22 protein-coding genes and 1 riboswitch are annotated in these 21,334 nt (G+C 67.8%); of the genes, 10 read left to right on the forward strand and 12 right to left on the reverse strand.

What is annotated here, in order from left to right:
- The first annotated feature begins 85 nt into the window (after positions 1–85).
- Positions 86–307: a hypothetical protein gene (locus ASD62_RS14010; protein WP_056916482.1), complete on the forward strand. Its 222-nt coding sequence runs from the start codon at positions 86–88 to the stop codon at positions 305–307.
- Between the two features lie 24 nt (positions 308–331).
- Here ASD62_RS14010 and ASD62_RS14015 read toward each other — a convergent pair whose 3' ends face one another.
- Entirely contained in the window at positions 332–1,198 is an 867-nt protein-coding gene (locus tag ASD62_RS14015) for an alpha/beta fold hydrolase (RefSeq protein WP_056916483.1), read from the reverse strand.
- A gap of 97 nt (positions 1,199–1,295) precedes the next feature.
- Entirely contained in the window at positions 1,296–1,790 is a 495-nt protein-coding gene (locus tag ASD62_RS14020) for a MarR family winged helix-turn-helix transcriptional regulator (RefSeq protein ID WP_235530709.1), read from the reverse strand.
- Positions 1,791–1,863: 73 nt separating this feature from the next.
- Here ASD62_RS14020 and ASD62_RS14025 point away from each other — a divergent pair, with 73 nt between their 5' ends.
- Positions 1,864–2,049 (forward strand): hypothetical protein, encoded by a 186-nt coding sequence (locus ASD62_RS14025; protein ID WP_056916484.1) that lies wholly within the window; start codon positions 1,864–1,866, stop codon positions 2,047–2,049.
- Between the two features lie 3 nt (positions 2,050–2,052).
- On the opposite strand, the gene ASD62_RS14030 is transcribed toward ASD62_RS14025, so the two are convergent.
- The 3 genes from ASD62_RS14030 to ASD62_RS14040 all read right to left on the reverse strand — a co-directional run bounded on the left by ASD62_RS14030 (position 2,053) and on the right by ASD62_RS14040 (position 3,776).
- Positions 2,053–2,301, reverse strand: coding sequence for a hypothetical protein (locus ASD62_RS14030; RefSeq protein ID WP_056916485.1), 249 nt, complete (start codon positions 2,299–2,301; stop codon positions 2,053–2,055).
- 130 nt (positions 2,302–2,431) lie between these two features.
- The gene (locus ASD62_RS14035; protein ID WP_056916486.1) at positions 2,432–2,842 is read right to left on the reverse strand and encodes an ankyrin repeat domain-containing protein; all 411 of its coding nucleotides are present in this window, start codon (positions 2,840–2,842) and stop codon (positions 2,432–2,434) included.
- Between the two features lie 115 nt (positions 2,843–2,957).
- Entirely contained in the window at positions 2,958–3,776 is an 819-nt protein-coding gene (locus ASD62_RS14040) for a DeoR/GlpR family DNA-binding transcription regulator (RefSeq protein ID WP_056917406.1), read from the reverse strand.
- Between the two features lie 308 nt (positions 3,777–4,084).
- Between ASD62_RS14040 and ASD62_RS14045 the strand changes: the two genes are divergently transcribed.
- From ASD62_RS14045 to ASD62_RS14075, 7 genes are all read left to right on the forward strand, one after another.
- Positions 4,085–5,395, forward strand: a complete 1,311-nt coding sequence (locus tag ASD62_RS14045; RefSeq protein ID WP_056916487.1) for a sugar ABC transporter substrate-binding protein — start codon at positions 4,085–4,087, stop codon at positions 5,393–5,395.
- Positions 5,396–5,459: 64 nt separating this feature from the next.
- Positions 5,460–6,419, forward strand: a complete 960-nt coding sequence (locus tag ASD62_RS14050) for a carbohydrate ABC transporter permease (RefSeq protein WP_235530710.1) — start codon at positions 5,460–5,462, stop codon at positions 6,417–6,419.
- Positions 6,420–6,430: 11 nt separating this feature from the next.
- A complete protein-coding gene (locus ASD62_RS14055; RefSeq protein ID WP_056917408.1) occupies positions 6,431–7,276 on the forward strand; it encodes a carbohydrate ABC transporter permease in 846 nt (281 codons plus the stop codon).
- 52 nt (positions 7,277–7,328) lie between these two features.
- Positions 7,329–8,192: a ketose-bisphosphate aldolase gene (locus ASD62_RS14060; RefSeq protein WP_056916488.1), complete on the forward strand. Its 864-nt coding sequence runs from the start codon at positions 7,329–7,331 to the stop codon at positions 8,190–8,192.
- 73 nt (positions 8,193–8,265) lie between these two features.
- Complete coding sequence (locus ASD62_RS14065) at positions 8,266–9,558, forward strand: ADP-dependent glucokinase/phosphofructokinase (RefSeq protein WP_056916489.1); 1,293 nt, start codon at positions 8,266–8,268, stop codon at positions 9,556–9,558.
- Positions 9,555–10,850 carry an AGE family epimerase/isomerase gene (locus tag ASD62_RS14070; protein WP_082580828.1) on the forward strand — a complete coding sequence of 432 codons (1,296 nt, stop codon included), beginning with the start codon at positions 9,555–9,557 and terminating at the stop codon, positions 10,848–10,850. Before ASD62_RS14065 ends, ASD62_RS14070 begins: the two co-directional genes overlap by 4 nt.
- Positions 10,851–11,084: 234 nt before the next feature.
- Positions 11,085–14,243 carry a hypothetical protein gene (locus ASD62_RS14075; protein WP_056916490.1) on the forward strand — a complete coding sequence of 1,053 codons (3,159 nt, stop codon included), beginning with the start codon at positions 11,085–11,087 and terminating at the stop codon, positions 14,241–14,243.
- A 61-nt stretch (positions 14,244–14,304) separates the two neighbouring features.
- Here the strand turns inward: ASD62_RS14075 and ASD62_RS14080 are convergent, their stop codons facing one another.
- Positions 14,305–14,619, reverse strand: coding sequence for a multidrug efflux SMR transporter (locus ASD62_RS14080; RefSeq protein ID WP_056916491.1), 315 nt, complete (start codon positions 14,617–14,619; stop codon positions 14,305–14,307).
- 11 nt (positions 14,620–14,630) lie between these two features.
- A riboswitch (guanidine-III (ykkC-III) riboswitch) is annotated at positions 14,631–14,691 on the reverse strand.
- A gap of 56 nt (positions 14,692–14,747) precedes the next feature.
- Between ASD62_RS14080 and ASD62_RS14085 the strand changes: the two genes are divergently transcribed.
- Positions 14,748–15,269: a hypothetical protein gene (locus ASD62_RS14085; RefSeq protein WP_157581477.1), complete on the forward strand. Its 522-nt coding sequence runs from the start codon at positions 14,748–14,750 to the stop codon at positions 15,267–15,269.
- Positions 15,270–15,370: 101 nt separating this feature from the next.
- Here the strand turns inward: ASD62_RS14085 and ASD62_RS14090 are convergent, their stop codons facing one another.
- From ASD62_RS14090 to ASD62_RS14105, 6 genes are all read right to left on the reverse strand, one after another.
- The gene (locus ASD62_RS14090) at positions 15,371–15,568 is read right to left on the reverse strand and encodes a hypothetical protein (RefSeq protein WP_056916493.1); all 198 of its coding nucleotides are present in this window, start codon (positions 15,566–15,568) and stop codon (positions 15,371–15,373) included.
- 99 nt (positions 15,569–15,667) lie between these two features.
- Positions 15,668–16,312, reverse strand: a complete 645-nt coding sequence (locus ASD62_RS14095; RefSeq protein ID WP_056916494.1) for a hypothetical protein — start codon at positions 16,310–16,312, stop codon at positions 15,668–15,670.
- Positions 16,313–16,642: 330 nt separating this feature from the next.
- The gene (locus ASD62_RS20180) at positions 16,643–17,110 is read right to left on the reverse strand and encodes a hypothetical protein (protein ID WP_157581478.1); all 468 of its coding nucleotides are present in this window, start codon (positions 17,108–17,110) and stop codon (positions 16,643–16,645) included.
- A 237-nt stretch (positions 17,111–17,347) separates the two neighbouring features.
- A complete protein-coding gene (locus ASD62_RS14100) occupies positions 17,348–17,626 on the reverse strand; it encodes a hypothetical protein (protein WP_157581479.1) in 279 nt (92 codons plus the stop codon).
- Between the two features lie 395 nt (positions 17,627–18,021).
- Positions 18,022–20,787, reverse strand: coding sequence for a hypothetical protein (locus tag ASD62_RS20185; protein ID WP_157581480.1), 2,766 nt, complete (start codon positions 20,785–20,787; stop codon positions 18,022–18,024).
- Between the two features lie 37 nt (positions 20,788–20,824).
- Complete coding sequence (locus tag ASD62_RS14105; RefSeq protein WP_056916496.1) at positions 20,825–21,283, reverse strand: NUDIX hydrolase; 459 nt, start codon at positions 21,281–21,283, stop codon at positions 20,825–20,827.
- Positions 21,284–21,334: the final 51 nt, after the last annotated feature.

Here is a 21,334-nt window from a genome sequence, read left to right on the forward strand (position 1 = left end):
GTGGGACCGGGGCGATGTCGGCGAGGTCTGACCGGACGGACGATCCCCCTGAGCGCGCCACACGTGCGGGCCGCACACTGGTGGGGTGAGATCCGCCTGGCAGTTCAGCGCCATCTGCTACGGCGTCTTCATGGTGGTCTGGTACGCCCAGCGCGTCCGTCGCTGGCGCCCACGGGGGTATGCCGACGCGCCCCTGAGGTGGAAGGTCGCCAACTTCCACCTCATGTCCTACGGCGTGCTCGACGCGATCGTCATCGTCGGGTTCCTCATCAGCCTGTTCAACGCGACGTTCCTGGCCAACGTCTGACCCCTCCTCCGTGGACGTGTCGCGTCAGGCGTCGAGCACCTCGCGGAGCTTCGCGGCGAAGGCCTCCGGCTGGCCGCCGTACCCGTGCTCCCCGCCCATGAACCCACCGTGGTGGCTCGGGAAGACGACGACCTCCTGACCGAGCGCGGTGGCCAGCGCCTCGGTCGACCGCGCCGTGATCGTGCCGGCCGACTCGACCCCTGCCGCCAGCACCAGCCGCACGGGAGTGGCGCGCAGGACCTCGAGGTCGGGGCGGTAGGCGGTGATCGCATCGGAGACCCCGGACAGCAACGGGTCGTCCCGCCTTCCGTCGTCCTCGGAGGACATCCCGAACTGGGCGGGGTCGGGGAGGGGCTGGGCGGCATACGCCGGGGTGAACTCGCCCGACCACGAGGTGAGGCCGATGAACGCGGCCATGCCGGCGCCCTGGCCGCGCTGGTGGTAGGCGTCGTGGACCGCTCGTTCCGCGGCGAAGGCGGCGTCGGCGTCAGGGAGGACCGCCAGCAGCGGCGGCTCGTGGGCGACGACGGTCGTGACGTCCTCGGGGTGCGCGGTGACGAGGGCAAGGGCGCTCACGGCCCCGCCGCTGCTGGCGAACATCTCGACGGGACCGGCGCCGAGGTCGGTGATGACGGCGTGGTGGTCGGCGGCGTTCTGCTCCGGGGTCTGCACCAGTGAGCCGTCGGTGCGCTCGCTGCGGCCGAGGCCGCGGACGTCGTAGGTGACGACGGTGCGGTCGCCGAGCAGCGACGCCAGCGTCGTGAAGCCCTCGGCTCCCATCGGGGCGCCGACGAGGAACAACGGCGGGCGGCCGTCCGCGGTCGGGAGCGGGCCGTGGACGTCGTAGGCGAGGGTGACGTCAGGGGTCTTCAGGTGGCGGGTGGTGGGCATCTCGGGGCTCCGGTTCCTGGGTGGCAGGGGTGGCGCGTGCGGGCACCGCCCGGCGGTGGCTGCAGTGGAGACCGTCGCGCCCGCGAGAACTCATCGGTCAGGCAGACCCCTCGCGGTCGGCGGCGTCGATCAGGCGGGTGAGGCCGTCGCGGAGGTCCTCGACCTCGGGCAGGCCCATGCCGAGGCGCGCCATGATCGCCGGCGGGATGCGCTCGGCCTGGCGCCGGGCCCGGCGGCCCTTCGTCGTCAGGGTGATCGCCAGGGCGCGGTCGTCCCGCGGGTCGCGGCCACGCGCCACCATGCCGTTCGCCTCGAGCCGCTTGAGCAGTGGCGAGAGGGTGGCCGGCTCGAGGCTGAGCCGCGCCGCGAGGTCGGAGACCTTGAGGGGCGACTGCTCCCACAGGGCCAGCATCACGAGGTACTGGGGGTGGGTGAGGCCCATGGGTTCGAGCAGCGGCCGGTAGAGCCCGATGACGTTGCGCGACGCGACCGCGAGGGCGAAGCAGACCTGCCGGTCGAGCGCGAGCAGGTCTGGTGCGCCGCCAATTTCGGGGGCTGCGGAGGTCGGGTCGGTACGAGGGGAGCGGGACACGATTTCATCCTATGCGTATGCGGGCTTACAGTTAGGCATCAAATCATTCGTGTACTAACTATTAGGCGGACGCATGGCTGGCAAGGGCAGGAACGAAGGCCTCTCGGTGGGCTACCGGATCGCGTACGGCGTGAAGTACGTCGGGTGGCACCTCTTCGGTCCCGCGCAGCTGACGGAGGCCGCCGACCCGCACATGCGCCTCAAGCGCGCGCGTGCGGCGAAGGTCGAGGCTGCTCGCGCGGCTCGGCGCGACGCCTGAGCGTCAGTCCCGGGGGGTCGACCCGGTCACCCTGGCGCGGTAGAGGTCGTCCACCTTGGCGCCGATCCGGACCAGCCCGACGCCGAGCAGCGTCCAGCCCAGCAGCACGAGGAGGGCCGCGGCCGCAGGGTAGAACCGTGAGTCCTCCCCGCGCGTGACGAGGTGCACGAACAGGCCCGCCGGGATGGCGACGAAGGCGCCACCGATGAGCTCGGCTGACGAGCGTCGGGCGAGCTGGATGTCGGTGCTCATGGATCCCCCCGGGTCGGCGTCGCACGGCGAGCGTCGCGCGAGAGCGGCGAGGTTACCGGCGCGATGCCTCGGGTGCGCCCCGAATGCGCCCCGAATGTGCCCCGAATGTGCTCGGAACGCCCGACCGCGGTCAGCTGGCTCGGCTGCTCGTGAGGTCGACGAAGTACTGGGCCACGTCGTAGTTCGAGATCCGCAGGGCCCCGATCCGTGGAGAGGTGCCGTGGTTGTTCTCGGCGTCCGGGTCGGCGCCGGCCGCGAGCAGGGCGAGGATGGTCTCTCCTCGACCCCGTGAGGAGGACATGGCCCGCCACAGCGGGGTGTTGCCCCACTGGTCGCGCGCCTCGAGGGCGGCCCCTGCCGCGACGAGCTCGGGCACCACGTCCGCCTGCTGGTTCTGGGCGGCGAGGTGCAGGGGGGTGTACCCGCCGGTGTCGGCGAGCGTCACGTCATACCCCTGCGCCAGCAGCTGGCGCACCAGGGCCAGGTCGCCGTCCGCAGCCGCGTAGTGGAGGTCGGTGCGACCCTCACGGTCCAGTTCCATGCCCCGTATGGTGCCCAAGGCCGGCTCCCCACGTGGTGGGTTTCGAGCGTTCTCAGCCGGTCGGAGGAGGTAACAGAACTCCTCGGTGGAAGTGAAGCCGGTGACCCCGGCGGCGCTACTGGCCGGAGGGTGCGATCGGGGTCCAGAGGACCTCGACGTGTCCCTTGCGCAGGGCGTCCGCGAGGTCGGCCGGGGGCTCCCGGTCGGTGACGAAGTAGTCGACCGCGTCGAGCGTGGTGATCTGGGCGAACAGCCGTCGACCGAACTTCGAGGAGTCGGCCAGGATCGCCACCTTGCCTGCGCGCCCGAGCATCTCGCGCATCATCGCCGCCTCGGCGAGGTTGCTCGTGGAGTACCCGCCGTCGGTCGACACGCCCCCCACGGTCACCAGGGCGAGGTCGCAACGGATGTCCATGTCACGGCCCCCCAGCGAGACCGGGAAGGCGACAGGTCCGATGGTCGCCTGCGCCGCGTGCCGCACGTCGCCGCCGAAGAGGTAGAGGTCGCGGAAGCACTTGGGGGAGATCTCGGTGGCGAGCCGGAGGTTGTTGGTGGCGATGGTCAGGCCGCGGTGCTCGCGCAGGTGACGGGCGACGGCCAGCGCCGTGGTGCCGGCGTTGATGATGAGGACGTCGCCGTCGGTGACCAGGCTCGCGGCCGTGGCCCCGATCTGCTCCTTGGCGTCGGGGTGCACCTGGATGCGGGTGTTGAGCCCGGGGTCCATGCGCGGCATGCGGGTGGGGTCGACCGCGCCCCCGCGGGTGCGCATGACCAGACCCTCCCCGTCGAGGTGGTCCAGGTCGCGCCGGATCGTGTCGGCGGACACCTGCAGGCGCTCCGCCAGGGCCTGCACCGTGACCTGCCCCGCGTCCGCGACCAGCGCGACGATCGCGGCCTTGCGGCTGGCCGGCAGGTGCGTCGAGTCGTCCTCCATGGCGGGGAGCATACGTGCGTTCTTGCGCTTTGTCTTACGTGTTGGTGCGGTTTCTCGCATCGAAGTGCCCTCTTCTCGGGCGAACTGTCTGTTCGCCGTGGGGTATGCCGTGAGTGTGCGGATTCGTGCTCAGCGACGTGTTCCGGTGGGTGATCGGCCCGCCAGGCGGCTCGGTGCGCGGTCGTCTCACTGGACGATTTCCCTGCGTCGAACCTCTTGACCATGCCGCATCCTGCGGATTAATGTCGCAGGAACAGGCAGGAAACAGCAACTACACGCAGGCGATGGCGCCAAGGAACGGAGCAGCAATGCGAGCACAGAGTCGTGCTTCACGGGTGGTGGCGGTGGTCGGGTTCGTCTCGGCGGTCAGCCTCCTCGCGGCATGCGCGGGTGGCGAGGGTGCGCCGATCGGCGCCAACGCCGACGACAACAGCACTGCGGCGGACGGCTCGGTCGTCCTGGAGTTCTCGCAGTGGTGGGAGCCCGAGCTCCCCAAGGGTTCGCTGCGCGGGATGATGGACGAGTTCGAGAAGGCGAACCCCGGCGTCAAGGTGAAGCTGATCAGCGCCCCCTACGCCTCGACCCAGCAGCAGACGGTCGCCGGTGCGGCCTCCAAGACCCTCGCCGACGTGGTCGGCCTCGACGGGGCCTGGGTCAACGACTTCTCCAAGCAGAAGGCCATCACCAACCTGACGTCCCTGATGCAGGAGTCCGGCTACGACGACTCCCAGCTGGCCAGCCAGATCAAGGTCGACGGCAACACGTACATGATCCCCGTCGTGAACTTCGTCTACCCGATGTTCACCAACGACACCCTGCTGGCCAAGGCCGGCGTCAACGCCCCGCCCTCGACGCGCAGCGAGTTCGTCGACGCGGCCAAGAAGGTCACGGCCACCGGCAAGGGCAACTCGGGGTGGATCCTCCCGCTCGCCCAGGACGCCCCCAACGGCATCCAGAACGACGTGATGTCGTGGGTCTGGGCCTCGGGTGGCTCCATGCTCAAGGACGGCCAGCCCGACCTGACCAACTCCTCCGTCAAGAGCGTCGTCGAGTTCATCAAGCAGCTCAACGACGCGAAGGCGATCGCGCCCGGCGCGCTGACGATGAAGGAGCAGGACAAGGTCGAGCAGTTCACCAACGGCCGCGTCGGGATGATGATCGACTCCCTCGCCCACATCAACCTGATCCGGGAGAACGCGCCGGACCTCAAGTTCAGCATCTCGGCGATCCCGGCTGCTGACGGCTACACGGGCAAGCGCGGGATGCCCTACGCCTCCTGGGGCATCGGCGTCTCGGAGAACAGCAAGCACAAGAAGGAAGCCCTCAAGCTCGTCGAGTTCCTGATGAGCAAGGACACCAACTCCAAGCTGTCGTCCGTGGCCAACGCCTTCCCCGGCAACAAGGAGTCCGTGCCGGACTTCGTCCAGTCGGACGCGATGTTCAAGACGGCCTTCGACATCTGGAACAAGGGTGTCCCGGCCAACGAGTTCACCGGCCTGCCGACCGCCGAGGACCTGATGCGGTCCTTCGACGGAGAGCTGCAGAAGACCTTGGCGGAGAACCAGCCCGTCGACACGACCCTGAACAACGCCCAGAAGGCGTGGTCCGCGAAGTTCTGACAGGAGGAGGGTGGGTCGTCGCGACGACAGCCGCACGGCCCACCCGCCCCGCAGGAGGTACCCCGTGATCGACACCTCGATCTCAACCGCCCCGGAGCAGCTACCGGGATCGGCGAAGGCCAAGGGACGCAAGACACCGCGCCCGCGCTCGCAGGTGATCCGCAAGCTGGAGCCCTACGGCTACCTCGCGCCGGTCATCGTCCTCATGCTCGTCCTGATGATCCTGCCGATCGCCGTCGTGATCCGGTATTCGTTGCTGGACAACGTGATCATGACGCCGACCTCAGTGGTCGTCGGGCTGAAGAACTACATCACGATCCTCAGCGACCCGGTCTACCACACGGCCATCAAGAACACGGCGGTCTTCACCGGCAGCAGCGTCCTGGCCCACCTGGTCCTCGGCCTCGGGTTCGCGATGCTGCTCAACTCGCCCCTGCTGGGCCGCTGGACCAAGACGATCTTCCGCACCATCTTCGTGATGCCGTGGCTCCTGACGGTGGCCATCATCGCCATCCTCTGGCGCCTGCTGCTCGACCCGAACGGCGTCGTCAACTACGCGCTCATCCAGGGCGGCGTCATCGACACCCCGATCGCCTGGCTCGCCGACCTCAACCTCGCCCTCCCGGCCGTCACCTTCATCAACATCTGGGCCGGCTACCCGTTCTTCATGGTCAGCCTGCTCGCCGGGCTGCAGGGCATCTCTGCCGACCTCTACGAGGCGGCGGCCGTCGACGGGGCGTCGTGGTGGCGCCGGTTCTTCCACGTCACCCTGCCGTCGCTGCGCCCGATCATCCTGAGCATGGCGCTGCTGGACATGATCTGGACCTCCCAGCAGTTCCCGTTGATCTGGATGACGACCGGCGGCGGCCCCCTGGACCGCACGGAGATGCTCAGCACCTACACCTACAAGCTCGCGTTCAGCGAGTACCAGTTCGCCCAGGCCTCGGCCAGCGCCGTGATGCTGCTCGCCGTCGCCCTGGTCCTCGCCGTCTTCTACGTGCGGCACCAGCGAGTGAGGGACTGACCATGACCGTCATGACGACCACCAACCCCCGCAAGAAGGCGGCCCTCAAGGCCGGCACCTGGACGGGCCTGATCCTCGGGGCGTTGTTCGCCGGCCTCCCGGTCCTGTGGATGCTCTCGAGCTCGTTCAAGTCGAACTCCGAGATCTTCGCGTGGCCGCCGAAGCTCATCACCGAGAACTTCTCGTTCGCGGCATACACGACCGTCCTCACCGACCCGACCAAGGTGCGGTTCTTCGTCAACAGCTACGTCGTGGCCATCGCGGTCACGGTGCTGACGCTGGTCTGCGCGATCCTGGCCGCGTACGCGTTCAGCCGCTACCAGTTCCGCGGCAAGGGCCTGGTCAACGTGATCATCGTCGGCATCCAAGCCGTCCCGCCGATCACGCTGCTCATCCCGTACTTCGGCCTGATCGTGGCGCTGCGCCTCTACAACAGCTACCAGGGCCTGGTGCTCACCTACATGGTGTTCACCCTGCCGTACGCCATCGTCATGATGACCGGCTACTTCAACACCCTGCCGCGCGAGCTGGACGAGGCCGCACGGGTGGACGGCACGACGTCGTTCGGCGCCCTCTGGCGGATCCTCGTGCCGATCTCGTTGCCGGGCATCGTCTCGGTGGCCGTCTACACGTTCATGATCGCGTGGAACGAGTACCTCTTCGCGCTCACCCTGACCCGCACGGACAACATGCGCACGGTGCCCATCGGCATCCAGCTGCTCATGGGCCAGCACTCGTACCAGTGGACCGAGATGATGGCCATGAGTGTGCTCGGGAGCATCCCCGTGATGGTGCTGTTCGTGTTCTTCCAGAAGTTCTTCATCGGTGGCATGACCGCTGGTGCAGTCAAGAGCTGACCGTCGACCGTCGACGCCCAGAACCCCTCCCCACACAGAGAGAGACACACCCATGCTCGTCAACGGAGTCAACCTCCTGCAGGTCGCCCGCGAGAACCAGTTCGCCGTGCCGGCCTTCAACATCAGCGACTACGCGATGATGAAGGGGATCTTCGAGATCAGCGAGGAGACCAACTCACCGCTCATCATCGCGATCCACCCCGACGAGCAGAAGCACGTCGGTGACAGCTTCCTCCGCTCGGCGATCGACCTGGCCCTGCGCAGCCCCGTCCCGGTGGCCATCCACTGGGACCACGGCGCCAGCTACGAGGAGTCGCTCAAGGCGATCCAGCTGGGCTTCACCTCGATGATGATCGACAAGTCGCTGGTGTCCTTCGACGAGAACGTCGCGATCACCAAGCGCGTCGTCGAGGCCGCCCACGCGGTGGGCCTCAGCGTCGAGGCCGAGCTCGGCACCATCGGCAAGGCCGATGACGAAGCCGAGGCAGGCACCGAGTACATCGTCTACACGGACCCCGAGGACGCGGTGCGGTTCGTGCAGGAGACCGGTGTCGACAGCCTGGCCGTCGCGATCGGCACCTGCCACGGGCTCTACCCCGACTGGATGAAGCCCGAGATCAAGATCGACCTGCTCGAGCAGATCGAGGCCAAGGTCTCGATCCCCCTGGTGCTGCACGGCGGTTCGGGCAACCCCGACGAGGAGATCGCCAAGTCGGTGTCCCGCGGCATCGCGAAGATCAACATCTCCAGCGACATCAAGGTGGCCTACCACGGGAAGATGCGCGAGATGCTGGCCAACGACCCGAAGCTGCGCGAGCCCAACTCCATCCAGCCGGACTGCATCAAGGCGATGAAAGCGGCGGCGGCCCACAAGATCGAGCTGTTCAACGCCGACGGCAAGGCCTCCCTCTACTGAGCCGGCCCGGCCGCAGCCGCACGACCCGCACGTCTCCCCACCTCGACCGAGTCGCCCACGGAGGACCCCGACGATGACCCACCCCACCACGGTGGCCTCCAGCACGAGCCGGACGCTCATCCCCGCATCCGGCGTCGTGCTGGGCTTCGGGGCGGCTCTCGACTGCGAGATCCGTTGGGATGCAAGCGTCCTCAGCGACCTCGCCAGGTCGTATGGCGTGGTCCCCGACGAGCTGGTCGGCCAGCGCCCCATCTGTTCCGAACGAGACCTCGTGGTCTCGATCATGGGCTACTTCACCCGCAGCGCGGGTGGGGAGCGCCGGGTCGACGAGCCGCAGGTGATCGAGGAGTTCTGCGCCCGCTTCGACCGAGTGGCCTCGATCGGTGGGACGTGCGTGCGGGCGGCGGCGGCGATGCTGCGGCTGGGCCAGCAGGCGACGGTGCACCTCGCGTTCGAGAGCGACCAGGTGCTCGGCCTCCTCCCGCCCGGTACGCAGGCACTGGTCCCCGACGTGGACCTGCCGTCCTACCCGCACCTCGTCGTGCAGTACCCCGCCGGTGCCCGCGTGGTCACCGACCGGCTGGAACTCGTCGCGACCCGGGCCAACCGGCTGATCTACGTCAACGACCCGGCGAACGAGGAGATCGCGCTGAGTCCTGCACTCCCGTCCGCGGTCGCCGGCGCTGCTGTCTTCCTCGTCTCTGGCTTCAACGCCATGCGCAACCTCCCGGCCCTGCGCGCACGCCTGGACGTGGTTGAGGCCGCTGTCGTGCAACGCCGTGCATCCGGCACCGAGGGTGTCGTCATGTACGAGGACGCCGGGTTCCACCAGCCCGAGTTCGCGGAGGTCGTCCGCAGCCGGATGGCGCGGGTCGTCGACGTGTACAGCCTCAGCGACGAGGAGCTGGTCGACGCGGTCGCGGCCTCTGGCGCGCTCGACCTGCTGGACGCCGATGCGGTGCTCGCTGCCGTCTCGACGCTCGCCGCCCGACTCGGAGTCCCCACGGTGGTGGTCCACTCCCGGCACTGGGCGCTGGCCTTCGGCCCGACGGCCGGCCGGTACCGGGACGCCCTGGCCACCGGCACCGCTCTGGCCACCGCGCGGTACGCACACGGCGAGCTCGTCACCCACGACCACATCACCAGCGTCGCCGGTGCGAGCCCCGACCCGGCGGCGGTGGCCTTCGCCCGGCGGATCCGGGAGATCGCGGGGGAGCAGGTCACGGTCGTGGCCGTCCCCACCCTCGAGGTGCCGGACCCGACGACCGTGGGGCTCGGCGACACCTTCGTCGGCGGGTTCCTCGCAGCCTGCGCCAGACTGGTCGACGAGCAGTCGCACCCCGCCGCTGCAGGAAAGGCGCCATGAGCGACACGACCTCGTCCACCCCCACCATCCCCGGTGCCGCTTCTGCAGCTGAGGTCGGAAGCGGCACCGGTACCACCCGCTGGGCCGAACGCCCGGCGCACCGGCTCTGGGTGCAGGAGCGGTTCGCGCGGATGATCGAGTTCGTCGGCCCGAGCGTCCTGCCCGGCGGTGGGTTCGCCTACCTCGGGGGTGACGGATCCCCGATGCCGGGGCGCGAGCCGTCGCTGCTGCTCACCGCCCGCATGACCCACGTGGCCGGCCTGGCCTCGGTGCTCGGCATCCCCGGCTCCGAGCGTCTGCTGGCCCACGGGCTGGCGTCCCTGGAGGGCGCCTTCGGTGACGAGGCGCACGGCGGCTGGTTCGGGACGCTGGAGCGGACCGGGCGCAAGACGGCATACGAGCACGTCCACGTCGTCCTGGCGGCGGCGTCGGCGCTGGCCGCGCAGGCCCAGGGGGCCGCGTCCGTCGGTGACCCGCAGGCCCTGGCGCGCGAGGTGACCCGAGTCGTCGAGGAGAAGTTCTGGCGTGAGGACGAGGGTGCGCTGTGCGAGTCGTGGTCGGCGACGTGGGACGACCCCGAGGAGTACCGCGGGGCGAACGCCAACATGCACGCGGTCGAGGCGTTCCTCGCGATCGGTGACGCGCTCGACGAGGACGTCTGGCACGCAAGGGCGCTGCGCATCTGCGAGCGCATCGTGAACCAGCACGCGCGTGGTCGCGACTGGCTGCTGCCCGAGCACTACGACGCGCAGTGGCAGGAGCTGCCCGACTACAACATCGACAACCCCAACGACCCCTTCCGCCCGTATGGCGCGACGTACGGCCACCTGCTCGAGTGGGCTCGCCTGCTGTGCGGCCTGCACGCCTCACCTCGCGTGCAGACCGGTCCCTGGGTGCTGGAGGCAGCCGAGGCGTTGGCGCGAAAGGCGTTGTCCGCGTGGGGAGTCGACGGCCGTGAGGGCCTGGTCTACACCGTCGACTGGGAGTCCGAGCCGGTCTCCGACGTCCGACTGCACTGGCCGATCTGCGAGGGCATCCAGGCGACCGCGCTGCTCGGCGGGCTGACCGGTGACGACGAGTGGGAGCAGTGGTACCGCCGGCTGTGGGACCACGCAGCGGCGTACTTCGTCGACACCACGGGCAGCTGGATCAACGAGCTCGACGAGGACATGAAGGAGGGTTTCGTGGTGTGGCCGGGACGTCCGGACGTCTACCACGCGACCGGCGCCTACATGGCGCCGCTGCTCCCCGCCTGGCCGTTCATGACGGTGGCCGCCGCCCGGCTGGGCTGACGCACGTCGCGCGCCGATCCACGCAACCGGCCGCAAACCTCACTCTATTGACGGAGACGCCCGCTGCCCCGCCTGCGGGACACTGGCAGGCGCATGTCGGACCGTCGAAGCGGGGATGCCATGGCCGAGGAGCAGGGTTCGGGCGAGGGAGAGGCACGCCGTCCGCCTCGACCAAGGGACCGTGGCCAGGGCAGGGCCGGTCCGGCGCCGTCACCCTCGGGCAGCTCCTCGAGCATGCCCGCGCTGGACCCGACCCAGATGGTCGAACGCGACTGGCTGCACGTCGGTCGACCCGGCAAGGCCCTCGAGGACCGCGCCATCGAGGTGGAGATCCGCACAGCGCGCAAGGTCTGGGCCGTCGTCGCGGCGTTCACCCTGGTCCTGCTGCTGCTCAGCCTGCTCCGCGCGACCGGAGTCCTCCCGCTCGGGGAGGTGCGCCTCGCCGAGGGCGAGTCACGCGTGCCGGTGGAGGACGGCGACAGCCCGTGGCCCCGGGCCATGCTCGCCCTCCTCCTGCTGCAGGTGGCGACCCAGTTCGTCCTGGTCCTGCTGGTCGTCGAGCACCGCTACACCGCCGGGAGCACACGGGTCGGGGCCCGCAGGGTCGTGGAGAAGCCAGCCGCGAAGCATCCGTCGTTCAGCTCGTCGGTGCGAACCCTGCGCGGCTGGGTCCGCGCGACCCCGGCGCCGCCCCGGATCAAGGTCCTGCGCCTGGTCCTCTTCGTCCTGGTGGGCGCCGCGGTGGGGATCGACTGGGCCCGGTTGTCGTGGTGGCACACCGTCGTCATCGGTGCGGTCGCTGAGGTCACAGCCGCCGCGGCATACCTGCTCACCGTCCGTGGGCTCGCGGACCGGCGCCGGGAGCTGCCCGGGACCGGGGGAGGTGCGCCACCGGCCGGAGCCCCACCCACCGGGACCACCGCCGTGGTCGACACCCGAGACGCCGGGCCGCTCGCGATCGGTGCCTCCGGCGGTGGCATCCGCGCGACGGCGTTCGCCCTCGGGGGGATGCACGCGCTGCAGGACCACGCCAAGGAGCTCGGCCTCGACCGGGTCGAGGACGAGCCGGCGATCTTCGCCGTCAGCGGTGGCAGCTACATGGGCGCTGCGCTGGCCCTGCGGCGCCGCTTCGCCGGGGACGGCTCGCCGGTTCCCCCGATCCCGTGGACGCAGAGCTACCGGCCGAACTCGTCGGAGATCGAGCGGCTGCGTCGACACACCCGCTACCTGTTCGAGCCAGTGGCCCGATGGCGGGACGGGTTGGTCAGCCTCGTGCTCGGCGCATCGGTCAACGTCATCGTCGTCGGCCTGACGCTGCTGTTCGCGACGTTGGTCAGTGCGACTCTTGCCGTGACGGTGGGTTTCGTTGCAGCCCATCGGGTTTCACGAGTGGTGGACAACACCCCTGTCGTGCTGGTGGACGGGCTGCAGCTGGCTCCCTCGTGGGGCACCGGGCAGTGGCTGGGCCTGCTCAGCGTGCCCATCGCCTGCCTCGTCGTTTTGGTCGGGCTGACCGTGTGGGACTGGAGGGGGACGGCGGTCTTCGACGACACGGATCCCGACCAGCCGCAACGCGATGAGACCATCGCGACGCGAGACAAGGTGGCGCGCTGGCGTCCCCTCGTCCTCGGGGTGGCCGCGGTCTGGCTGGCTGTCGTCGCGGGGCTGCCGGCCGCCCTGGTGGGGGTGACGACCCTGACCACGAGCAACAAGCCGACCACCCTCGGCGCGGCGGCACTGAGCGGCCTGGGGTTCGGGACCCGCAGCATCTGCGAGGAAGCGGCATCGCAGAACATCGCCAAGGCCGTCAGCAAGGTCAGCCTCGAGGCCCGGATCAGCCCCGACGAGGCACGCAGTGTCGATGCCGGGGCGTGCGGGTACGAGACCGAGGTGACCCGGACGCTGGTCACCAAGGGCGACAAGGACCCCGCCAACGACGTGCTGCTGAAAGGGGACGACCAGGCGGCGCGGGACCTGGCCGGCGCCACCCGCGTCTCGGTCCAGATCGGTGGCATCTCGGGGCTGTTCCTCGCGGTCATCGGGCTGCTCCGGCGAGGCCCGTCACCCGAGGCGGCGGCCGAGGCGAATCTGATGGCGCGGGTCAAGCGGTACCTGCTGACCTGGCTTCCGCTCGCGATCGTGGGACTGGTCGCCGTGTACCTCCAGCTGTTGTGGATGTTCCACTACCTGATCGAGCTCAAGGGTCCCTTCACGCCGACGTTCGTGGCGTGGAGCGCGCTGCTCGTCGCCGTGGCGTGCTTGCTCGCCTACCTCGTCGACGCCAACGCGACCTCGATGCACGGCTTCTACCGGGCGCGGCTGGCGGACGCGTTCTGCGTGGGGATCGACGCGACCACGGGCCGTGCCGTCGAGCTGCCACCCGCGCAGGTGTACCGCTACTCCGACCTCGACGGCATCGGGCTCAACATCGTCGCGACGCTCAACTCCAAGGCCCCGAACGAGGCGCCGACGATGCGCGGCGGGTTCCCGGTCGTGTTCGGACCACAAGGGATCCGCGTCTTCCGGGAGGAGGGCACCACGGTGACGGTCCCGATGCGGGAGTACGAGGACTTCGCCGGCGCCGGTCGCACGTCCGTGATGGCGTCGGTCGCGATCAGCGGCGCCGCCATCTCGCCACTGATGGGGCGCTTCGGCATCCAGATGGCGCCGTACCGGTTGCTGCTCACCCTGTTCAACCTCCGCGTCGGCACGTGGGTGCGCAACCCGCTCCACACCCACACCCCGGTCCTGGAGCGGCCGAAGGGCTGGCTGTGGCTCACGAGCAAGCCCGGTCTGACGAAGATCGCGGTGGAGGCCGCGGGGCGGCTGTCGGCAGACGACCGGTGGATCTACCTCAGCGACGGTGGGCACCTGGACAACACAGGACTGGTCGAGTGCGTGCGCCAGCACGTCACCTCGGGTGGTGATGCGGCCCGGCGGATCCTCATCTTCGACGCGAGCAACGACCCGCCGCAGTCGTGGTCCGCCGTCGGCGACGCCATCGCCGTCGTCCGGGCCGACCTCGACATCGACCTCCAGCGGCAGATGATCGAGGACGAGCCGCCGTGGTTGCGCTGCTACCGCGACCCCCGCGGCCTCGAGGTGGTGGTGGTGAAGTCCGTCCGCGTCGAGCCACCGGCCGCGGGGGCGAGCGGCGTCGACTGGAACGCCGCGCTCCCGCCGAACGTGCAGTCGTTCCAGATCAACAACAAGGACTTCCCGCGCGCGCCGACGGCGCGGCAGAAGTTCGGCGACCTCGAGTTCGAGGCCTACCGCGGCCTCGGGTATGCCGCGACCGTCACCTCGCTGCGCATGTGCCACTGGATCCCCGGGGCACCGCGGCGGTCCACCGCACGGCCGAGGCCACAGCCGCACATCGCCGGGCTGCCCTGACGGGTTCCGTCACCGGGGTGACCGTTGACCACGATCAGTGGAGTCACCCCGGTGACCAAGGTCAGTGGGCGAGCTTGAGCCCGACCACGCCGGCGACGATCAGGCCCAGGCACACCAGCCGTGCCGCGGTCGCCGGCTCTTCGAGCGCGACGATGCCGTAGACGGCGGTGCCCACCGCGCCGATGCCCACCCACACGGCATACGCCGTGCCGACCGGCAGGGTGCGCAGCGCGAAACCGAGCCCTGCCATCGAGGCGACCAGGGCGACCGCGAAGATCGCGGTGGGGACCGGGCGCGTCAGCGTGCGTGACTCGGCCAGGGCAGAGGCCCAGACGGTCTCGAGGACCCCTGAGACGACGAGTGCGATCCAGGACATGACCTACCTCCGGGGCACCGTCGTGTCCGACCGGGTACGGCGCGCTCGTCCGGAGCCTTGCTGAGGCTTGCCCAGATTCTACAGGCCGGCCTCTGGTCGCCGGCTCCACAGGTTCCTAGGCTGACCCCATGGCACCCGGGAGGGCCTCGCAGCACCGAGTCGCGGCAGTGGACGTCGCCGAGGACGTCGTCGTGCGGCAGTACCGGTACCTCCTCACGACGGCGTCGGTCGACGCACTCCAGGGGATCCACGTCGAGGTAATGGGGAGCCTGTCCGTGGCCGACCGGGCGAGGGTGCTGGGGGCGTTGCTCGACGCGTTCGCGACAGGTCGTCACGTGGACGCCACCGAGACGGACAAGGTCGCCCACCTCGTCGCCGTCGGCGCCCATCGAGCCCCGCTGGCGTGGTTGGACAGCCTGGGCCGCACGTTCGCCCGGCGGCTGGCTGCGGGGGTGCTCGACACCGAGGCATCGTTCGGGCGGTTCAACGGGTATGCCGCGTGGGACGGCGAGTCACCCGAACCTGTGGAGGACCCCGGGCCGAACGACGGGTTCGACCCCCGCGGGGTGGGGGATGCCAGCGCGGCTCGCTACCGCACGCGCGTCAACAGGGACCCGCGGATCTACCTGTATGGCGCCACCGGGATCTGACTCCTGCTCGCCTGCCGGGCGTGCTTGGCGGTAGCGCGGGCTCGCCGGGGCGGGCTCGGCGGGGCGGGCTCGGCGGGGCGGGCTCGGCGGGGCTCACCCGCCTACAGGGCGCCGTGGGTGGGGTCGAAGTGCTCACCCTGTCGTTGGCGCGCGGCCTTGGCCGACCAGTCCTGCCAGTCGTCCTCGGTCGGTTGGTAGCGCCGGCGCCGGACGATGGCCGAGATCACGATCAGGACCCCGAGCATGATCAGGAAGGGGAGCAGGATCCAGAACGCGACGGTCCAGAACATCGTCATCACCGCTTGCGGAGTAGGGGTGATCGAGCTTCCAGTGTCCTGCGACTGCGACCCTGGCGACAAGGGACAGACCGGACCACCTGAGGTCACGAACGAGGACGGTCAGGCCTCGCGCCGCGACTCTCGTTCGTCGTGCGCCACCTGGCGACGGAGCTCTCCGTCCGGATCGAGCCACCGCAGGGCGCGCCGCTGGATGAAGAGGCCCAGGGCGATCGAGGCGGCCAGGGTCGCGAGGTTGAGGAGCCACCGCAGGAAGTCGCTGTCGATGTTCGGCGAGATCGTTCGGTAGACGAGGTACGCAGCCATCACGAGGACGACCCAGGCCACCATGGCGAGGTACCGGGCGAAGAGGAAGCCGCGGACCGACAGCCGCGCCGGGCGAGCCCTGGGTTCCTCGCCCAGGCTCAAGAACGCGATGTTCGACGGCACGTCGTCCATGTTGATCCAGGGCCTCGGATCCACTCCGTGCTCCATCGCCCTGCGGATGAGGTGACCGGTGGCTGCTCGTCGCCGATCCCCGGGCTCGTGGACCGTGCCGGAGGCGTGCTCGTTGCGGTCGACCGGTTCGCCTGCGGCTCGGCGCTTCTCGATGTCGTCCCGGATCGACTCCAGCAAGGCCATGAACTCGCGCTCGTTGTCGAAGGCTGCGACGACGACATGGCGCCGCTCGTGTCGATCCGGGTCGTACCGGTAGTGCCGGACGACGAACCGCCGGATGCTGTCGTCGTCCGCATCGACCCTGGCCACCTGGGCAGCCTAGGCCCGGGGACGTCTCGGGCGGGGTTTGTCAGTGGCGCACGCCAGAGGCCCCTCGCTCTGTTGCGGTCCGGTGGCGGCGGAAGGGCGAGGACCGGGCACCGATGCGGTGGCGAAACGGCAGCACCGTTGGCACTGCGGAAACGTGGTGGTGACCTCGGGCAGATTCGAACTGCCGACACCCGCTTTAGGAGCGAGCCCGGGGGTGGGAGGCGTCGCGGATTCCATTGTGCTGCAAGGGTTTCCGCGTTGCTGTATGCCGGGTGGCTCTGGCTGTTTCAGACCCTGTGGGCACCTCTCGGGTACCTGATCCTAACGACTTCAGCGGAGGTTCCAAGGAGGTCGAAGACCGGCGATGAGCAGAAGCTCCAGGGAATCTGGAATTGGGATCTCGTGGAACCAGAGGTGGAACGTTGCGCCTTCCCGCAGGGCGCTCGTGAGAAGCCCATTTACGTGGCAATTTGTGTTCTGGCCACCCACGAAGCGGTTGCGGGGGTCGATCACGGAGTATCCGCGTCTGCCCCATCGCTCACGGAGGGAGTCACGGGCCCGACCGACGTACTGGAGTTGGTCGTCGTCCATAAACAGGGCGTATACGCCCGGAGCTGCTGGCAAAGACGGGATCTTCAGCCGAGAGAAGGGCCCGAGGCCGTAGCGGTTCAGGCCCAGGCCTCGCGTGTTCGCGTAGCGGAGATGTGGCGTCTCAAGCAGGACGCTGCCGTTGGCATCGCGAGCGGCATCAAGGCGCCCGGCGAGTTCGAACGGCACATCGAGCAGTTGGCGACTCATGTCTCGATCATCCTGCCTGCGGTAGCCGTATGTGGCGGCCATCGTGATGACGCCTGGACACGTGCCGGCTGCTACGCGGAGACGGGAGCCAGCACATGGGGTGTGGCGTGGCGACCGCAGGCATCGGTGAGGGCTGGGGATGATGAGGGCCAGGCGCGCACCAGCCCGTGGTGCGCTGTGGCGCGGGGGACAGTGGAGGGCTCTGAGAACCTCATCGCCCGCCCAAACGGACCCGGCCTAGGCCTTCATCCTGTACGTCTTGCGCTTGGCGTCCTTGGCAAGCCGCTTCACATGGAGTCGAGCCTCGGTCTTTGCCGTCGACTTGAGAAGCAGCGACCGGCCACGCCCGACGACCTTTCCATGGAGGGTGATTACGTACTCCCACCCGTAGCCAAAGCCGAGATTGTGCAGGCTGATCTCGTACTCGTGCTTATCGCGCTTGAGCATGGCTTCTCCCCGGGCCCGGTCCTTGACAGCACGGTAGCGGCCCGCCAACCCCGATGGGGTGACGTTCACCCGACCAGGCGGGTCTGCGCATTGACCTCGAGAGGAGGCCCCAGCATGGTGACCGGCTGCGATGCCGGTGCGAAAGCTAGCCCCACGGGTCTGAGTTCGGAACATCGCTGGTCCGTGACGGCTGGGGCGTACGGGAGTCAGGCACGCGCCGGCCCCTGCCGTCCACAGCGCAGTTGAAGGCGCTGAATGCACGAGTTGAGAGCAGCGTCCTGGTACTGAACCGGGGCGCTGCTTCATGTTGTTCGGGCGTGGGGGTGCGGTGGGGGTGCGCGCAGGGCGCGAAGCGCCCGGAGCGCGGGGGTCCCCATCGCGGGGGCCCGCGCCTCGCGGCGAAGCCGCGCTTGAGCCAGTAAGGAAAATTCTCACGGCTCTTGGATGAAGCACGGTTGACCCCGTCAACGGTTGAGCTGCGGGAATGTCCCGTCGCTGAGGGATACGGACTTCAAGTCGCTGTGGAGCCAGTTGGCGGCGATATCGCTTGATAGACGGTCTCCGTTCGTATGGAGCACGCCGTTAGACCAGTGGAGACTCCCGAAGGGCGCCGTTGTACGCCGTCGCCTGTCGGTCCACGACTGGAGGAGGCTAGATTGGTGCTGGTAGGTCTCTTGGTTGTACTCCTTATCCGTCCATCGAATGGCGGCCCGCCCGTTCGCACTCAAGACGTAACCATCAGAGGATGGGATGTCCTCTAGGGCTTCTAGAGGCAATTGGACATATGAGACTGAAGGCCCATCGCTAAAGCTAGTGCCTCGGGATCTCGTCACGGTTCCCAGCACGCCGATGGGTGCGTATGCGCAGCGTCCTAGCGACCAACCGAACTTGGCGAAGGTATGCGTTGCGACTTCGCCATACGCTTGGCAGGCGTTGCCGTATGTTTCTGCAGCGAACTTGACGAGGTGTTGATCGCTGTAAACGTCCCAGATGAAATTCGAAGCCTGTGACTGGGGTGTATCGGGCGCCGGAACCGGGCGTCTGATGAATTCTGCCGACTGAATCTTCAGCCAGTCGCGCAAGGCGAGAAGATTCTCCCCATGAATTGTATGCCTGCCGAAGGCGAAACTCGACGTCACCGGATTCTCGACGAGTTCGAGCAGCTGCTCGACTTTCGCGAGAAGAAGTTTGCGGTCCATGGGTGGATGAGTGAATCGTCTTTCGTCCAGAATCACTCGGCACCAGGAGTACATGAGCTCGGTGGCCCAGACGCCGACGTCGCCGCCCAGCAATTGATCGCTTTCAAGAATCTTAAGGGTGAGATGGCGAACATCTTGTTGCACGGCGAGCCAAGGCCAGCTGGAGCCTGTCGGTGGCTGCCCGCTGGTCCCACGTGCCCAGCCTGGCTTGGGGGGACCAAACGGCGTGAGGTCTGCTGGCAGCGCGACAACTTCGTCTCCCGTCGCGGTTCCCTCTGTAGACCATCCCCACGTCTGGGATCCATTCTGACTAATCCTGAGACCAAGCCGGATCGGTGTCTGAGGTTCGTCGATTGGGAAGCATCGGACCGCCAATGGGCCGATGGAGTCTACCCACGCACGCGTCGCAGCTAGTTTCCGTGAACCAACTCGGCCAAAGTCAACATCCGGCTTCTCTTGGTTGACCGAAAATCCGGAGCTAATTTGGCTGAGTAGCCATCCGGCCGCTCCAGGATTTAGTCGGAGAGCGCTGGTGACGATCTGATCTGCTAGACGTGCATCTGCTCCGCTTAGTGCAATGGCGGCGGCCCACCGCCACCGATCAAATGTGGTTCGATCCGTGAAGGCTGAAGGCACGTCGGGTGAGTCAGAGACGAGCTGTTGTGCGGCGAACCATTGTTCAAAAATCGGGAGACTGAATTGTAGGATTCCCGCTGGGGATTCGTTGACAAGCCGGGTGCTGAGGAGTTGTTGGCGCAGGGCGAAGGGAAGGTGCTCTGGTTCTTCGTAGCTGGTTATCTGGGTCGCCAGCTGAACTAGCGCTTCGAAGAGGACGCTAGCGGTGGTCACGGTCTGCGCCGTTCCTCGCTGGAGCGCAAGTTCAACTAGATGCCGGATTAGCCCGGCTTGCCCGCCAAAGCTGTGGCCTGTGCCAACGGCGGTTGCGGCAGCCAAGGCGAAGAATGGTCGTTTGGCGCTGGTTCTCAAGGCCGCAGGCCACGTATGCACGACTACAGCGTTACCTCCCATCGCCGCGACGATGCGCCCGATCGTATCTTCGTCGAGTTCACTTACGTGGGAATCCTCGGGTGATGGAACTAGGACGTGTGGCCGGCTGGTAACGAGAACGCGACACCTGGGACTTCCCGCTACCAGAACGCGCGCGTCAGCAGCGATCGCCTCTGCGGTTGCTCCGTCGACCTCGTCCAGACCGTCGATAACGATGCTGGCGCCTCTGGCGTGTAGCAACTCCTGACTACCGACCGCATCTTCGACGGCCGCCTCGACGGTCTCGCGCCTGATGTCGCGCGCAGATAGCCAGATCGGGATTGCCTCGCTAGAACCGTTGGCCAGCGCTTCCGTCTCTGCCAAATGCCAAGCTTCCGCAACCTCCGTCTTGCCTGATCCGTAGGGGCCTATCAGGACGCGAACCGCGCCCATAGGGACTTTTGGGATGGCCGGTTGCAAGATCTCAATTATCGAGTGGCGCAAGTCGCCCGTCACCCCTACCGATTCGAGTCGAATGGCACGTCGCTCCCAAGAGCGCCGCTGAAGGTAGAAGGAGAGGTCGGGACCGTCCAACTTTCCCCATCCTCCCCTGGAAAGGGTGAGGTCACCAAGGCGGGCAAGCACGGCGTCATTCCTGTTCTCGGCCCAATGTTCAGCAAGGTCCCGTGCCTTCTTATCGTCTACAAGTTGCAGAAAGGCGCCATAGGTTGCCCGAACCAGCTTCAACGAGGCTGACGCTCGCCCGGGTTGGCGCGTCCAGACATCTCCGCTCTGGGCGAGGGAGTCGTCAAGTGATAGCGCTAGCCTCGGTGCCGCTGTCTCGACGGGCTCTTCAAAGTCGCGCAACTCAAGTTTCTTGAGCCACGAGCGGAACTCGCGCGCAGGGAATTTTAAGCCGGTAGCGGACCGAACAGTCATGGTGACTCGGTATCGATCGATACCTGTCCAGCTGGACATCTTGCGAAATATTGTTGGTGCGAATGGCTTCAGAATCGCTCCCGCGAAGGTCAGGAGTGCGCTCATTCTGTTGCCTTTCCCGAAATGGGTTGAAGTGTCTTCCTCAAGGATCAATCTGTGGAGATATAAATGCCGGCAGGAAGTTCCTGCCGTTATGAGATCTGATCGCTGGCTCACCTGCGGTCGAGGCATCGAGAAGGCGCTTTGAGTAGACGTGGTCCACAAGGGTGTAACCAAGTTCGCACTTGTGCCACTCGACGCGCTGCGCCTCATCGGAATTCTCCGAGTAGGTCGACGCGAGTTTGCATTTGAAGACAAGGGCGATGATGCCCAGAGTCATGTTCTTGTAGACGCCGGTGAGGGGGCCGACCTCGATCTCGGCCCCAGTTTCCTCCCGGACCTCGCGGCGAAGGCCATCTTCGATGGTCTCGTTCAGTTCGAGAACGCCACCGGGCGGCTCCCAGTTGCCGTTGTCCCGGCGCTTGATGAGCAGGACGTTCTCGCCGGATTCGTCGAAGATGGCGGCGGCGACGCTCACGGAATGGCGCGGGGTGTCTGTCATGGCGTCCTCCTCATCTGTCAGAGTGTAGGCAGTACAGACGACTGGAGGAGT

Source organism: Phycicoccus sp. Root563, from assembly GCF_001427915.1.
In the GTDB taxonomy this organism is placed as follows: Bacteria; Actinomycetota; Actinomycetes; order Actinomycetales; family Dermatophilaceae; genus Pedococcus.

Bases quoted from the DNA above. Each gene is read 5' to 3' on its own strand.
- ASD62_RS14015 (WP_056916483.1), bottom strand. From the start codon at position 1,198: ATGCCCACCACCCGCCACCTGAAGACCCCTGACGTCACCCTCGCCTAC.
- ASD62_RS14025 (WP_056916484.1), top strand. From the start codon at position 1,864: ATGGCTGGCAAGGGCAGGAACGAAGGCCTCTCGGTGGGCTACCGGATC.
- ASD62_RS14030 (WP_056916485.1), bottom strand. From the start codon at position 2,301: ATGAGCACCGACATCCAGCTCGCCCGACGCTCGTCAGCCGAGCTCATC.
- ASD62_RS14035 (WP_056916486.1), bottom strand. From the start codon at position 2,842: ATGGAACTGGACCGTGAGGGTCGCACCGACCTCCACTACGCGGCTGCG.
- ASD62_RS14040 (WP_056917406.1), bottom strand. From the start codon at position 3,776: ATGGAGGACGACTCGACGCACCTGCCGGCCAGCCGCAAGGCCGCGATC.
- ASD62_RS14045 (WP_056916487.1), top strand. From the start codon at position 4,085: ATGCGAGCACAGAGTCGTGCTTCACGGGTGGTGGCGGTGGTCGGGTTC.
- ASD62_RS14055 (WP_056917408.1), top strand. From the start codon at position 6,431: ATGACGACCACCAACCCCCGCAAGAAGGCGGCCCTCAAGGCCGGCACC.
- ASD62_RS14060 (WP_056916488.1), top strand. From the start codon at position 7,329: ATGCTCGTCAACGGAGTCAACCTCCTGCAGGTCGCCCGCGAGAACCAG.
- ASD62_RS14065 (WP_056916489.1), top strand. From the start codon at position 8,266: ATGACCCACCCCACCACGGTGGCCTCCAGCACGAGCCGGACGCTCATC.
- ASD62_RS14070 (WP_082580828.1), top strand. From the start codon at position 9,555: ATGAGCGACACGACCTCGTCCACCCCCACCATCCCCGGTGCCGCTTCT.
- ASD62_RS14075 (WP_056916490.1), top strand. From the start codon at position 11,085: ATGCCCGCGCTGGACCCGACCCAGATGGTCGAACGCGACTGGCTGCAC.
- ASD62_RS14080 (WP_056916491.1), bottom strand. From the start codon at position 14,619: ATGTCCTGGATCGCACTCGTCGTCTCAGGGGTCCTCGAGACCGTCTGG.
- ASD62_RS14085 (WP_157581477.1), top strand. From the start codon at position 14,748: ATGGCACCCGGGAGGGCCTCGCAGCACCGAGTCGCGGCAGTGGACGTC.
- ASD62_RS20180 (WP_157581478.1), bottom strand. From the start codon at position 17,110: ATGAGTCGCCAACTGCTCGATGTGCCGTTCGAACTCGCCGGGCGCCTT.
- ASD62_RS20185 (WP_157581480.1), bottom strand. From the start codon at position 20,787: ATGAGCGCACTCCTGACCTTCGCGGGAGCGATTCTGAAGCCATTCGCA.
- ASD62_RS14105 (WP_056916496.1), bottom strand. From the start codon at position 21,283: ATGACAGACACCCCGCGCCATTCCGTGAGCGTCGCCGCCGCCATCTTC.